The 15,914-nt window shown below is 69.5% G+C and carries 4 protein-coding genes; all 4 read right to left on the reverse strand.

Translation table 11 applies throughout. From position 1 onward, the window contains the following. Positions 1 to 87 precede the first annotated feature (87 nt). Positions 88 to 1,140 (reverse strand): enoyl-CoA hydratase/isomerase family protein, encoded by a 1,053-nt coding sequence (locus ACWD3H_RS46000; RefSeq protein WP_451959544.1) that lies wholly within the window; start codon positions 1,138 to 1,140, stop codon positions 88 to 90. Positions 1,141 to 1,549: 409 nt separating this feature from the next. Further along, positions 1,550 to 5,578, reverse strand: a complete 4,029-nt coding sequence (locus ACWD3H_RS46005; RefSeq protein ID WP_451959545.1) for an alpha/beta fold hydrolase — start codon at positions 5,576 to 5,578, stop codon at positions 1,550 to 1,552. A gap of 38 nt (positions 5,579 to 5,616) precedes the next feature. Continuing rightward, the gene (locus tag ACWD3H_RS46010; RefSeq protein ID WP_451959546.1) at positions 5,617 to 11,229 is read right to left on the reverse strand and encodes a type I polyketide synthase; all 5,613 of its coding nucleotides are present in this window, start codon (positions 11,227 to 11,229) and stop codon (positions 5,617 to 5,619) included. A 38-nt stretch (positions 11,230 to 11,267) separates the two neighbouring features. Beyond that, positions 11,268 to 15,914 (reverse strand): SDR family NAD(P)-dependent oxidoreductase, encoded by a 4,647-nt coding sequence (locus ACWD3H_RS46015; protein WP_451959547.1) that lies wholly within the window; start codon positions 15,912 to 15,914, stop codon positions 11,268 to 11,270.

The raw sequence follows: 15,914 nt of genomic DNA on the forward strand, positions 1-15,914 counted from the left end.
GTCGGCGTCGGACCGAAGGGGTGGGTCATGCGGCGGCTGAGAAGTGAGCGGCGAAGGCCCGGTGCGCCGCGGCGGGGAAAGCACGGATCATGGCGGCGTCGGTCCGTGCACAGGAACGTTCATGTCGAGCGCGGTGCCCTCGGTCCAGGGTTCGGGCTGGGTCAGGAACACCGAGTCGCCGTTGGTGCCCTCCTGCATCTGCAACCACCGCCGCATAGCGGCCTGGGTGGTCGGTGATGACATGCTCATCAATGTGGCGGTGGCCTCTTGGGTAAGACTGGCCCGGGCCGAGGTGGAATGGGCGTCGTTGAAGATCCGCTTCTGCAGGGCCACAGCCTTCCGCGGCCGCCTGGCGTAGCGCTCCGCCATCCGCTGGACCGTGTCCAGCAGCTCCTCGGCCGGCACCACCCGGTTCACCAAACCCAGCTCCAGAGCCTCCTGCGGTGCGTAGAAACGCGCTTCGAGCATCATCTCCAAAGCTCGGGACGGCCCGACGAGCTGGACGAGTCGCTGCCCGCCCAGGGCGGTGTTCAACCCCACCGACAGTTCGGGCAGGCCGAAGCCGGCATCACGGTCAGCCGATACGCGCATGTCAAAGAAGACCGACATCTCCAGGCCACCGCCGCCGCACGGCCCGTTCACCGCGGCGATCCACACCGCCGGGGAATACATCAGCCGCAGCGCCATGTCATGGAACTGGGTTACCGCGAGCAGTCCTTTGATCGGGGAACGGGCGACCAGACGTTCACCCGCCCAGCCCGTCATCGCCCGCACACTCCGGTACAGGTTCTGAGCGACCGCACGGGAGATCTCTGGCGTGCCATCCGCCTGCGAGGACATGTGGGCGATGTCGAAGTGCGTGATGAACCGGCCGGGCCGCGCGCCGGTGACGACGACCGCGCCGACCGAAACGTCGTGCTCCACCGCCTCGACGAGCCGGATGAAGTCCCGTTGCATCGGCAAGGTCATGTAGTTGAACGGTGGGGCGTCCACCCACGCCGTCAGCACCCGACCCGACTGCTCGAGCCGCAACGTGGACAGTTCGAGACCCGCTGCGCCGCCATCCTCCGGCCGGCGGTCCGTCTGTTCCTCACCGGACTCTTCACCGGGCTCTTTACTGGGCAGAGCTGCACGATCCATTGGTCTGACAAACCCTCCTGCCGCACGTATCGCGCCATCCGGCGAGTTCCCGAGCGATCTCTTCGTTCACTGCCTGCCGATGCCCGGTTCCGCGATACTCATGGGCCCTCGGTCCCTTCGCTGTGCCGATGACGCTGGACACAGTGAACCGCAGAAGCGACTCGCACAATTACTAGTGGCTACCAGTGTCATACGCCGGAAATTCGTCGCCGAGCATCCACTGACTGCTGCGCGCAGACCTGGACACGCCCGCAGGCAACGCCACACGCTGGGGAATCAACGACAAAGTCGCTGCGCCGACCTGGTGAACCGACCGCTGACCGCGATGACGGCCGACCTGGCGTTTCAGGCAACTCACGCTCGTGATCGTTTCAGGTCCGGCTGATCTTCCCGGTAGGTTTCGCGACGGTCAGTGTGCCAGTCGGAACCAGCCGTCGATCAGGCGGGCCGTGTCCGCTGCCTTCTCGGCGAGCATCGAAAAGTGGTTCGCCTCGATCGTCCGTACGGCATGCGACGGGTCGAACGGCGTCGCCCGCCAGTAATCCGATTCAGGCTCGACGTCAGAGAACGGCTCCGCGCACTGCACGAACAGCACGGGCGCATTCACGTCTGTCAGTTTGATGTCGGACATAATTGCCGACCAGTACCCCATAGCGGACAATCGCGCGCTGTTGAACTCGCCGAAAACCGTCTCCATCTGCAGGATGTACTGCAGCACCTGCTCGGACAGCATCTGCGAATCGCCACCTGCGCCGGGATGGAAGGAGTCCATCATCACCACCGCCTCCGGGGAGATCCCCGACTTCTCCAGTACACCGGCTGCGCCGTAAGCGAGAATGCCGCCGGCCGAATGACCGACGAGCACGAACGGCTCCCCCTCACTGGCCTGCACGATGCCTTCCGCGATGCTTTCGAGGGCGATGTCGATCGTGGCGGGCAGGCCCTCACCGAGAGCGTAGCCGAGCAAGGGAAGCGCCAAGACGTGTCTTTCCCCGCGGAAGTGCGCGGCGAACCGCGCATATTGATGAACGCCACCGGTCACCGTGGACGAACTCACGCAGATCAAGCGAGAGCGAGCCGCGCCACTGGCCAGCGTCACCGGTCGAGGGATTTCTCGCGGATCGACAGGTGCGTCGTACATGGGCCGGGTCCTCGCCACGGCATACAGCAATCCGAACGCCTCCTGCGCCTTCCCGGAACGGAAAGCGCCGCGGAACAACCCTGCCAGGGTGTCGTCCACCTGGGCCGCCGAGGCCGCAGTCGCCTGGCCGGCATTCATCCGGGTGACGAGCTCATGCCGCAGCCAACGGGCGAGACCGGTGGAGTTCTTGTTCTCGAACACCGCCATCAGCGGGAATTCCCAACCAACCGCCCTGGCAAGGGAGTTACGCAATTCGGTCGCGGTGAACGAGTCGAAGCCCAGCTCGAAGAAATCACGTTCGAAATCGACGGCCGAGAAGTCGCCGTGGCCGAGAACGGCAGCCGCATGACGCTGCACCAGTTCCTGTAGCACCTCGTACTGCTGTGCTTCTCCAAGCCCGCGCAACCGCTCCCGCGCCGTGTCGGCCTCGGGTATCGACACGGCCAGATCCACCGCGGCAGCCGGCAGCGGGTGACCCGCCGCGGCCAATCCCGCCGCCGCGTCCCCCGTACGGGAACCGGTCGCCTCGGGCCAGAAGCGTCGGTGCTCGAAAGCGTACGTCGGCAACTTGACCTGGCGCCCGGCTGGAAGCACCGCTCGCCAATCCACCGGCACCCCGCGCACGTGCAGTTCGGCCAACGCCGTCATCGCCGCAGTCTGTTCATCACGGTCCTTGCGCAGTACCGGCACCAGCACCACGTCCGACTCTGCCACGAGGGTGTCTCCCGCCATGGCGGTGAGCACGCCGTCGGGGCCCAGCTCCAGGTAGGCCCGTACGCCCTGACGATGCAGCGTGCGCACCCCGTCGGCGAAACGGACCACACCGCGGACCTGGTCCACCCAGTAGTCCGGCGAGCACAACTGCTCCGCCGAGGCCGCCTCCCCGGTCACCGTCGACACCAGCGGAATCCGTGGCGGGCTGTAGGTGAGCGTCCGGGCCAGGGCGCGGAAGTCCGCCAGCATCGGATCCATCAACGGCGAATGGAACGCATGCGACACCCGTAACCGCTTGGTCCGCACCCCGCGCCCTTCGAGGACCGCGGCGAGCGCGAGCACCGCCTCCCCCACCCCGGAGATCACCACCGAGGCCGGGCCGTTCACCGCCGCGACCGACACCTCACCCTCGCGTCCCACCAGCAGCTCGGCGACCTCCTTCTCGGCAGCCTGCACCGCCACCATCGCCCCACCCTGCGGCAGCGCCTGCATCAACCGCGCCCGCGCCGCCACCAGCGCACACGCGTCGGCCAGCGACAGCACCCCGGCCACATGCGCCGCGGTGATCTCCCCGATCGAATGACCGGCCAGAACAGCCGGCCGCACCCCCCACGAGGACACCAACCGGAACAACGCCGTCTCCACCGCGAACAACGCCGGCTGCGCCCACCCGGTCCGATCCAGCAACCCCGCCGTCTCACTGCCCTGCTCGGCGAACAGCACCTCCCGCAACGAACAACCCCGATAACGTCCCGCCCCTCCGGCCGGCTCCCGGTCGAACCTCCTCAGCAGCGGCTCGAGCTCCGCGATCACCTCGTCCAACGCCGTCGCGAACACCGGGAACCGCCCATACAGCTCCCGGCCCACCCCCGCCCGCTGACTCCCCTGACCGGTGAACAACACGGTAAGCTTCGGCTCCGCCCGTGCCACGCCGCGCACCACACCCGCACCCGGCAGGTCCTCGGCAACGGCCCGCAGGCCGGCCAGCACACCATCACGATCGCCGGCCAGCACCGTCGCCCGATGCTCGAAAGCCGACCGAGTCGTGACCAGCGAGAAACCCACATCCACCTGCTCCAGCTCACGGTGCGCACTGACATGCGCCGCCAGCCGTCGCGCCTGCTCACGCAGCGCCCCGCCACTTCTGGCGGACACCACCCACGGCACCAAACCCGCCGCCGACGCCGGGTCCTGCGCACCTGGCTCGGCCTGTGGCACCTCCGGTCCCTGTTCGATGATCACGTGCGCGTTGGTGCCACTGATTCCGAACGACGACACACCCGCCCGGCGCGGACGGCCGGTCTGCGGCCACTCGGTCGGCTCGGTCAGCAGTTCCACCGCGCCCGAGGCCCAGTCCACGTGCGACGACGGGGCGTCGATGTGCAGTGTCCTGGGCAGCACTCCGTGCCGCATCGCCATGACCATCTTGATCACACCGGCAACGCCCGCCGCCGCCTGGGTATGCCCGAGGTTCGACTTGATCGAGCCCAGCAGCAGCGGCCGGTCGGCTTCACGGTTCTGGCCGTAGGCGGCCAGCAGTGCCTGAGCCTCGATCGGGTCACCCAGCCTGGTACCGGTGCCGTGCGCCTCGACCGCGTCCACCTCGGTGGGAGTCAGCCCGGCACTGGCCAGCGCCTGGCGGATCACCCGCTGCTGCGACGGGCCGTTCGGCGCGGTCAGACCGTTGGACGCACCATCCTGGTTGATCGCCGATCCGCGCACGATCGCCAGCACCTCATGGCCGTTGCGGCGGGCATCCGACAGCCGTTCCAGTACCAGTATGCCCATGCCCTCGGACCAGCTGGTGCCGTCCGCGGTGTCGGAGAACGCCTTGCACCGGCCATCGGGCGCCATTCCGCTCTCCACGCCGAAGCCGAGGAAGCTGAGCGGGGTGGCCATCACCGTGACACCGCCTGCCAGCGCCAGGCCGCACTCGCCCGAGCGCAGCGCCTGCGCCGCCAGGTGCATGGCGACCAAGGACGACGAGCACGCGGTGTCGACTGTCATCGTCGGGCCCTCCAGGCCCAGGGTGTAGGACAGGCGGCCCGACAGCACGCTGGCCGCTGCACCGGTGAGGAAATAGTTCGTTACATCTGTCCCGGTTTCCAGGCACAGATTCATGTAGTCCTGGCCGTTGGTGCCCATGAACACCCCGGTGTGACTACCTCTCAGCGAGACCGGGTCGATCCCGGCCCGCTCGATCGCCTCCCACACCCCCTCCAGCAGCAACCGCTGCTGCGGATCCATCGCCAGCGCCTCACGCGGCGAGATCCCGAAGAACCCTGGATCGAACCCCGCCACCTCGGACAAGAACCCGCCCTGACACTCCATGCCTATCGCCGACATCGTCTCCGCGTCCCAGCCCCGATCGACCGGGAACGAAGAGATCACGTCCTGTCCCTCGGACAGCAACCGCCACAGATCCTCAGGAGAGTCGACCCCGCCCGGAAAGCGGCATGACATCGACACGATGGCGATCGGCTCGTGCCTGCCCGACTCCACCTCTTCGAGCCGTCGACGGGTCTCGTGCAGATCGGCGGTGACCCACTTCAGATACTCGACGAGCTTCCGGTCTTCGGACATGAGAGTGGCCCTTCACATTGTTCAGACGCGGGCTCGAATCACAGATCTTTCGAGCGGCCCAGTTCGTTGTCGATGAAGCTGAGGATCTCCTCGGTACTCGCCGATTCGAGCATGCCGGCGACAGCGACTTCACTGGTTTCCGTGCCGCTCTCGCTCACCCTCGCCAGCAGGTGCCGCAGCCGGGTCGCGATGCCGTTCCGGGTGAGATCGTCGAGCGTGTTGCCGGAAAGCACGGTCTCGAACCGGTCGAGATCGGCCAGCAATGACAGCTCCACCGCGGTGTTCGCTCCGGGCGCGATTTCCTCCAGAAGGTGTTCGGCGAGGCTGGCGGGGGTGGGGTAGTCGAAGATGATGGTCGCCGACAGCGGCAGCCCGGTGACGGCGTTGAGCCGGTTGCGCAGTTCCACGGTGGTCAGGGAGTCGAAGCCCAGCTCACGGAACTCCCGTCCCGGCTGGATCGCGTCCACCGAGTCGTGTCCCAGCACCACCGCCGCCTGAGCGCGCACCAGCTCCAGCATCAGCCGCACCTGCTCGGCCTGCTCCAGCCCCGCCAGCCGCCGCACCAGCTCCCCATCCCCGCCCACGGGGACGGAGACCGCCGACCGGCGCCCCACACGCACCAGGCCCCGCATCAAAGGCGGCACCTCGCCCATGGCCCGCAGCACCGACAGCTCCAGCCGCACCGGCACCACCATCGCCCGACCCGACACCTCGGCCGCCTCGAACGCCGCGAGCCCCTGCTCGGCCGACAGCGCCGGCATACCCGTCCGACTGATCCGCCGCATCTCGGCCCCACTCAGCGTGCCGGTCATCCCCGCGTCCTGTGCCCAGGCACTCCACGCCAGCGACAACCCCGCCAGCCCCCGCGCCCGGCGCGCCTCCGCCAGCGCGTCCAAGAACACGTTCGCCGCCGCGTAGTTACCCTGCCCAGGCGCTCCCACGACACCCGCGAGCGAGGAGAACAGCACGAACGCCGCGAGATTCGCGTCCTGAGTGAGCTCGTGCAGATACCAGGCCGCGTCGACCTTCGGCCGCAACACCGCATCCAGCCCCTCCGCCGACAGCGACGGAATCGTGCCGTCGGCCAGCACACCCGCGGTGTGGATCACCGCGGTCAGCGGATGCTCGGCGTCGATCCCGGCCAGCAGCACCGCCACCTGATCCCGGTCGGCCATGTCGCACGCCGCGATCGTGACCTCGACACCGTGCGCGATCAGCTCGGCCTGCAACTCCACCGCACCCGGAGCCTCCAGACCCCGGCGACTGGTCAGCAGCAGATGCCGCACACCCCGCTCGGCCACCACATGCCGCGCGAACAGCGCGCCCAGACCACCGGTACCACCGGTGATCAGCACCGTCCCCTCCGGGTTCCAGACCCGACTCGCCTCCCCGTCCAGGTCAGAGCCGGGCGCCACCCGCGCCAGGCGCGGCGCCCGTACCTCACCATCGCGCACCACGGTTTGCGGCTCACCTGAGGAAAACGCCTCGGCCAGCACCCCTGGCAGTCCTGACAGCGGGAATTCCCGGTCCACATCGATCAGCAGGAACCGGCCCGGGTTCTCCGACTGGGCACTGCGGACCAACCCCCACACCCCGGAAGCCGGCAGATCGGTGACCACCTCGCCGCCTGCCGTGACCGCGCCCCGGGTGAGGAACACCAGCCGCGAATCGGCGAACCGGTCATCGGCCAGCCAGCCCTGCAGCAGGTCCAGAACGCGAGCGGTCAGCGCATGCGCCGACTCCACCACCCCGCCCACCGGATCCGAGACCGCCTCCACCATCACGACGGCCGGCACCGTACCCGCCTCAGCCAGCGACGACAGCTCCGCATGCACCGGCACCGGAAGGCCGCCCGGCTCCCCGGCCGCCCGCAACGCGGGAGCAACACCCAACGCGTCCGGACCAAGCACCGCCACCGGAATCGACGGCACCTGACCGGCCTCCGGCACACCGCTCACGGACGTCCACTCCACCCCGAACAACGACTCCCAGCCCGCGCCGACACCATCGGAGACCGCCAACTGCTCGGCCGAGACCGGCCGCAACACCACCGACCGCGCCGACACCACCAGCTCCCCGGCCGCGTCCACCGCGCTCAGCGACACCGCATCCGGACCCGTCCTGACCAGCCGCACCCGCAACACCGACGCCCCGCCCGCGTGCAGGCACACCCCACCCCAGGAGAACGGCAACAAACCGCCCTCGGAATCGTCCAGTCCGGCGAACGGCACCCCGTGCAGCGCCGCGTCCAGCAACGCCGGATGCACCCCGAACGCATCCGCCTCCGACACCACCTGCTCAGGCAGCGCGACCTCGGCGAACACCTCACCATCGGCACCCCGCCAAGCCCCCCGCAACCCCTGGAACGCCGGGCCATAGACGAAGCCGTCCTCGGCCAGTTCCTCGTACAACCCCTCCAGCTCGATCGCGGTCGCCCCGGCCGGCGGCCACATCGCCACATCGAACGGCACGACATCCGGAACACCGGTCGCGAGCGTTCCGGTCACGTACCGCACCCACGGCACCTCATCGGCCGCCTCCGCCGAACGGGCATACACGCTCACGCTCCGACGGCCCGACTCCTCCTTGGCCCCCACCCACACCTGCACCACGACCGCATCGTCCTCGCCCAGCACCAGCGGAGCGGCCAGCGTCAACTCCTCGACCAGGTCACAGCCGACCTGGTCACCGGCCCGCACCGCCAGCTCCACGAACGCCGAACCCGGCACCAGCACCGAGCCCGCCACCACGTGATCGGCCAGCCACGGCTGCGCACTCACCGACACGCGGCCGGTCAGCACCACCCCGTCGGAGTCGGCCCGCGGCATCGCGGCACCCAGCAGCGGATGATCCGTCGCGGCCAGTCCCGCCGCCGCCACGTTCCCTATATCGGAGCCGGTGCTCTCGGGCCAGAACCGCTGGTGCTCGAAGGCATAGGTGGGCAGGTCGACCCGGCGCCCGCTCGGCAACACCGCCCGCCAGTCGACCGGCACCCCGTGCACATGCAGCTGGGCCAGCGCCGTCATCACCGCCATGTGCTCGTCCCGATCCTTACGCAGCACCGGCACCAGCACCGTGTGCGACTCGTGCACATGTGCCTCCGGCTCGGTCGCGATGGTGTCCTGGGCCATGGCGGTCAGCACACCGTCGGGGCCGAGCTCCAGATACGCTCGCACGCCCTGCGCGCGCAGGGTGCGGATGCCGTCGGCGAAGCGGACCGCGCCGCGGACCTGGTCCACCCAGTAGTCCGGCGAGCACAGCTGCTCGGCCGTGGCCGCCTGCCCGGTCAGGGTGGACACGATCGGAATCCTCGGCGCGCCGTAGGTGAGCCTGCTCGCCAGCGTGCGGAAGTCCTCCAGCATCGGCTCCATCAACGGCGAGTGGAACGCATGCGACACCCGCAACCGCTTCGTCCGCACCCCGCGCTCCTCCAACGCGGCGGCGATATCGAGGACTCCCTTTTCCACGCCCGCGATCACCACCGAACCTGGACCGTTGATCGCGGCGACCGACACCTCGCCCTCGCGCTCGGCGAGCAACGGCTCGATCTCCTCCTCGTAGGCCTGCACCGCCACCATCGCCCCACCCGGCGGCAACGCCTGCATCAACCGCGCCCGGCCCGCCACCAACGCACACGCATCACTCAGGGACAACACCCCGGCCACATGCGCCGCGGTGATCTCCCCGATCGAATGACCGGCCAGCACATCCGGCCGCACCCCCCACGAGGACACCAGCCGGAACAGCGCCGTCTCCACCGCGAACAGGGCCGGCTGCGCCCACCCGGTCTGATCCAGCAGCCCCGCCTCGGCCGACCCCGGCTCGGCGAACAGCACCTCGCGCAACGACCCGTCCAGCAACGGGTCCAGCTCGCCGATCACCTCGTCCAACGCCGCCGCGAACACCGCGAACCGGTCATACAACTCCCGGCCCACCCCCGCCCGCTGGCTGCCCTGACCGGTGAACAACACCGCCAGCCGCGGCTCCGCCCCGGCCATCCCCTCTACCACACCGGCACCCGGACGGTCCTCGGCCAGCGCACCCAGCCCGGCCAGGACCCCATCACGATCGCCGGCCAGCACCACCGCCCGATGCTCGAACGCCGACCGCGTCGTGGCCAGCGAGAACGCGGCATCGGCCAGCCCCAGATCAGACTCACCGTCCAGGAACGACACCAGCCGCCCGGCCTGCGCCCGCAACGCCTGACCCGTCTTAGCCGACACCAGCACCGGCACCACACCCGCAGCCGACACCCGGTCCTGCGGAGCCTCTTCTCCTACCGGCGCTTCCGGTCCTTGTTCGAGAATGATGTGCGCGTTGGTGCCACTGATCCCGAACGACGACACACCAGCCCGGCGCGGGCGACCGGTCTCCGGCCATTCCGCTGACTCGGTCAGCAGCTTCACCTCACCGGCTGACCAGTCCACGTGCGAGGACGGAGTATCGACATGTAGCGTCTTGGGCAGCATGCCGTGCCGCATCGCCAACACCATCTTGATCACACCGGCCACGCCCGCGGCGGCCTGGGTGTGACCGATGTTCGACTTGATCGCCCCCAGCAGCAGCGGCCGATCCTCCGGCCGGTCCTGCCCATAGGTCGACAGCAGCGCCTGCGCCTCGATCGGGTCACCCAGGATCGTGCCGGTCCCGTGCGCCTCGACCGCGTCCACCTCGGACGGCGACAACCCGGCACTGACCAGCGCCTGGCGGATCACCCGCTGCTGCGACGGACCGTTCGGCGCGGTCAACCCGTTGGACGCACCGTCCTGGTTCACCGCCGAACCCCGCACCACCGCCAGCACCTGATGACCGTTGCGGCGGGCGTCCGACAGCCGCTCCAGCACCAGCACGCCCACCCCCTCTCCCCAGCTGGTACCGTCCGCGGCGTCGGAGAACGCCTTGCACCGCCCGTCGAGTGCCATCCCGCCCTGCGCGCCGAACCCGGCGAACACCAACGGCAACGTCATCACCGTGATACCGCCGGCCAGCGCCAGCGAGCACTCCCCAGACCGCAGCGCCTGCGCCGCAAGGTGCAACGTCACCAGCGACGACGAGCAGGCGGTGTCCACCGTCACCGCCGGACCCTCCAGACCCAGCGTGTAGGACAGGCGGCCCGACAACACGCTGGCCGCCGTACTGGTGACACCATGACCCTGTGTATCCATATGATTACTCAGGATCAGATTCATGTAGTCCTGGCCGTTGGTGCCCATGAACACCCCGGTGTGGCTACCTTTCAGCAAGGCCGGGTCGATCCCGGCCCGCTCGACCGCCTCCCAGGACGTCTCCAGCAGCAACCGCTGCTGCGGATCCATCGCCAGCGCCTCACGCGGCGAGATCCCGAAGAACCCAGGGTCGAACCCCGCCACATCCGCCAGAAACCCGCCCTGACACTCAACACCCATCGCCGACATCGTCTCCGCGTCCCAGCCCCGATCGACCGGGAACGAAGAGATCGCGTCCTGTCCCTCGGACAGCAACCGCCACAGATCCTCAGGAGAGCCGACCCCGCCCGGAAAGCGGCATGACATCGACACGATGGCGATCGGCTCGTGCCTGCCCGACTCCACCTCTTCGAGCCGCCGGCGGGTCTCGTGCAGATCGGCGGTGACCCACTTCAGATACTCGACGAGCTTCCGGTCTTCGGACATGAGAGTGGCCCTTCACATTGTTCAGACGCGGGCTCGAATCACAGATCTTTCGAGCGGCCCAGTTCGTTGTCGATGAAGCTGAGGATTTCCTCGGTACTCGCCGATTCGAGCATGCCGGCGACAGCGATTTCACTAGTTTCCGTGCCGCTCTCGCTCACCTTCACCAGCAGGTGCCGCAGCCGGGTCGCGATGCCGTTCCGGGCGAGCTCGTCGAGCGCGGTATCGGAAAGCACGGTCTCGAACCGGTCGAGATCGGCCAGCAATGACAGCTCCACCACGGTGTTCGCTCCGGGCGCGATTTCCTCCAGAAGGTGTTCGGCGAGGCTGGCGGGGGTGGGGTAGTCGAAGATGATGGTCGCCGACAGCCGCAGCCCGGTGACGGCGTTGAGCCGGTTGCGCAGCTCCACGGTGGTCAGGGAGTCGAAGCCCAGCTCACGGAACTCCCGTCCCGGCTGGATCGCGTCCACCGACTCGTGTCCCAGCACCACCGCCGCCTGAGCGCGCACCAGCTCCACCGCCAGCCGCACCTGCTCGGCCTGCTCCAGCCCCGCCAGCCGCCGCACCAGCTCCCCATCCCCGCCCACGGGGACGGAGACCGCCGACCGGCGCCCCACACGCACCAGGCCCCGCATCAAAGGCGGCACCTCAGGCAACGTGCGCAGCACCGACAGATCCAGCCGCACCCCCACCACCGCCGCCCGACCCGACACCTCAGCCGCCTCGAACACCGCCAGCCCCTGCTCCACCGACAGCGCCGGCATCCCCGCCCGTGTCATCCTGCGCAGGTCGACTGCGCCCAGCGTGCCGGTCATCCCGGTCTCCTGCACCCACAAGCCCCAGGCCAGCGACAACCCCGGCAGTCCCGCAGCCCGACGCGCCTGGACCAATGCGTCCACGAACGCGTTCGCCGCCGCGTAGTTGCCCTGCCCGGCGTTGCCCATCACCCCCGCAAGCGAAGAGAACACTACGAACCCGGTCAGGTCCAGGCCCTGGGTCAGCTCGTGCAGATGCCAGGCCGCGTCCGCTTTCGGCCGCAGCACGGTGTCCAGCCGTTCGGGGGTCAGTGACGGGATCGTCCCGTCGGCCAGCACACCGGCAGTGTGGATCACCGCGGTCAGCGGATGCTCGGCGTCGATCCCGGCCAGCAGCGCCGCCACCTGATCCCGGTCGGCCATGTCGCACGCCGCGATCGTGACCTCTACCCCGTGCGCGATCAGCTCGGCCTGCAACTCCACCGCACCCGGAGCCTCCAGGCCCCGGCGACTGGTCAGCAGCAGATGCCGCACACCCCGCTCGGCCACCACATGCCGCGCGAATTGGGCACCCAGACCACCGGTACCACCAGTGATCAACACCGTGCCCTCCGGGTCCCAGACCCGGCCCGCCGCGTCGCCGACATCAGATCCTGGCGCCACCCGCGCCATCCGCGGAACCCGCAGCTCACCCTCGCGTACCGCCGCCTGCGGCTCACCCGAGGCCGGCACCCCGAGCAGGGCCGGCAGCGAGGACTCCTGATCATCCACGTCGACCAGCACGAACCGGCCCGGGTTCTCCGACTGGGCACTGCGGACAAGGCCCCACGCCCCAGCGGCTGGAAGATCAGCCACCACCTCACCATCATCGGTCGCGACCGCGCCCCGGGTGACGAACACCAAGCGCGAATCGGCGTACCGCTCATCCGCCAGCCACCGCTGCAGCAGATCCAGCACGTGGGCGGTCAGCGCATGCGCCGACTCCACCACCTCGGCCGCCGGATCGGAGACCACCTCCGTCACCACCACTGCCGGGACCGGACCTGCCTCGACCAATGACGACAAATCCACATGCACCGGCACCAAGTGCCCGCCAGGCTCCGCGGCCAGATCGCCGGCTACCCGCAACGCGGGGGCAAGACCCAGCGCGTCCAAGCCGAGCACCGCCACCGGTATCGACACCGGCACCTGGTCGGCCTGCGGCAGGCCGCCCGCGGCAGGCCACTCCACCCGGAACAGCGCGTCCCACCCGGCCCCACGAGGGCCGGAGCCGGCCAAGTGCTCGGCGGCCATCGGCCGCAGCACCACCGACCGGGCCGACACCACCGGCTCCCCGGCCGCATCCACCGCGCTCAGCGACAACGCATCGCCGCCCGTCCTGGCCAGCCGCACCCGCAGCACCGACGCCCCGCCCGCGTGCAGGCACACCCCACCCCAGGACAGTGGCAACCGGCCGCCCTCGGAATCGTCCAGCCCGGCGAATGGCACCACGTGCAGCGCCGCGTCCAGCAGCGCCGGGTGCAACCCGAACAAAGCCGCATCACCGGCCTGCTCCGGCAAACTCAGCTCGGCGAACACCTCGTCATCACGCCGCCAGGCCGCCCGCAACCCCTGGAACGCCGGGCCGTACCCCAAGCCCTCCTCCGCCAGCTCCTCATACAGCCCGTCCAGCTCGATCGCAGCCGCGCCGGTCGGCGGCCACACCGCCACATCGAACGGCTCGGCAGGCGAAGCACCCGTGGTGAGAGCGCCGGTCGCGTACCGCACCCACGGCGCGTCATCGGCCGCATCCGCCGAACGCGAGTACACATTCACCGTCCGGCGGTCCGACTCCTGAGAGGCGCCCCCCACCCACACCTGCACAGCGGCCGCCTCGCCCTCACTCAGCAGCAGCGGCACATCCAGTGTCAGATCCTCCACCAGGTCACAGCCGACCTGGTCACCTGCCCGCACGGCCAGCTCCACGAACGCGGTGCCCGGCACCACCACAGAGCCCGCCACCACGTGATCGGCCAGCCACGGCTGCGCACTCACCGACAAGCGACCCGTCAGCACCACCCCGTCAGAGTCGGCCCGCGGCATCGCCGCGCCCAGCAGCGGATGCCCCGTCGCGGTCAGGCCCAGAACGCGGGCATCACCGCTCTGCCTGGCGTTCGGCCAGAACCACTGGTGCTGGAAAGCGTAGGTCGGCAGATCGACCCGGCGCCCGCCCGGCAGCACCGCCAGCCAGTCGACCGACACTCCGTGCACATGCAGCTCGGCCAGCGCCGTCATGGATGCCGTCTGCTCGTCGCGGTCCTTACGCAATATCGGCACCAGCATCGCGTCCGACTCGTGCACATCCGCATCGGCGGCCATGGCGGTCAGCACACCATCGGGGCCCAGCTCCAGATACGCCCGCACGCCCCGCGCGTGCAGCGTGCGGATGCCGTCAGCGAAGCGGACCGCGCCGCGGACCTGCTCCACCCAGTAGTCCGGCGAGCACAGCTGCTCGGCCGTGGCCGCCTGCCCGGTAAGGGTGGACACAATCGGAACCCGCGGCGCACCGTAGGTCAACGTCCGGGCCAGGGCGCGGAAGTCCTCCAGCATCGGGTCCATCAGCGGCGAGTGGAACGCGTGCGACACCCGCAACCGCCGGGTCTTGACCCCACGCTCCTCCAGCGCGGCGGCCACCTCCAGCACCGCCTCCTCGGTGCCTGAGATCACCACCGAGGCCGGACCGTTGACCGCCGCGACCGACACCTCCTTCTCACGCCCGGCCAGCAGAGCGGCGATCTCCTCTTCCGAGGCCTGCACCGCCACCATCGCCCCGCCTACAGGGAGCGCCTGCATCAACCGCGCCCGCGCCGCCACCAACGCACACGCGTCGGCCAGCGACAGCACCCCGGCCACATGCGCCGCGGTGATCTCCCCGATCGAGTGCCCGGCCAGCGCATTCGGCCGCACTCCCCACGAGGAGACCAGCCGGAACAGCGCGGTCTCCACCGCGAACAGGGCCGGCTGCGCCCACCCGGTCTGATCCAGCAACCCGGCCCGCTCGCTGCCCGGCTCGGCGAACAGCACCTCGCGCAACGACCCGTCCAGCAGCGGGTCCAGCTCCGCGATCACCTCGTCCAACGCCGCCGCGAACACCGCGAACCGCTCGTACAACTCCCGGCCCATCCCCGCCCGCTGGCTGCCCTGACCCGTGAACAGGAAAGCGAGCTGCGGCGGCGTCGCGGCCACCCCGCGCACCACACCGGCACTCGGCATGTCCTCGGCCAGCGCATCCAGCCCGGCCAGCACACCGTCACGGTCGCCGGCCAGCACCACCGCCCGATGCTCGAACGCCGGACGGGTCGTGACCAGCGAGAACGCCGTATCGGCCAACGCCGCCTCACCGCGGCCCTCCACGTGCGAGGCCAGCCGCCCGGCCTGCGCCCGCAACGCCTCCGCCGTACGACCCGACACCAGCATCGGAACCACACCGCTCACCGCATCGGCGGCCGGTATCCGGTCCTGCGAAGCGTCTTCTCCTACCGGTGCTTCCGGCCCTTGTTCGAGGATCACGTGCGCGTTGGTTCCGCTGATCCCGAACGACGACACACCCGCCCGGCGCGGGTGGCCGGTGTGCGGCCACTCGGTCGGCTCGGTCAGCAACTCCACCGCACCCGAGGACCAGTCCACATGCGAGGACGGCGCGTCCACATGCAACGTCCTGGGCAGCACCCCGTGCCGCATCGCCATGACCATCTTGATCACACCCGCCACGCCTGCGGCGGCCTGGGTGTGACCGAGGTTCGACTTGATCGAACCCAGCAACAGCGGACGGTCCTCGTCCCGGTCCTGCCCGTACGTCGCCAGCAGCGCCTGCGCCTCGATCGGGTCACCCAGCGTGGTACCGGTGCCGTGACCCTCGACCGCGTCCACCTCAGTAGGGGACAAGCCCGCCAC

The organism is Streptosporangium sp. NPDC002607, assembly GCF_053592655.1.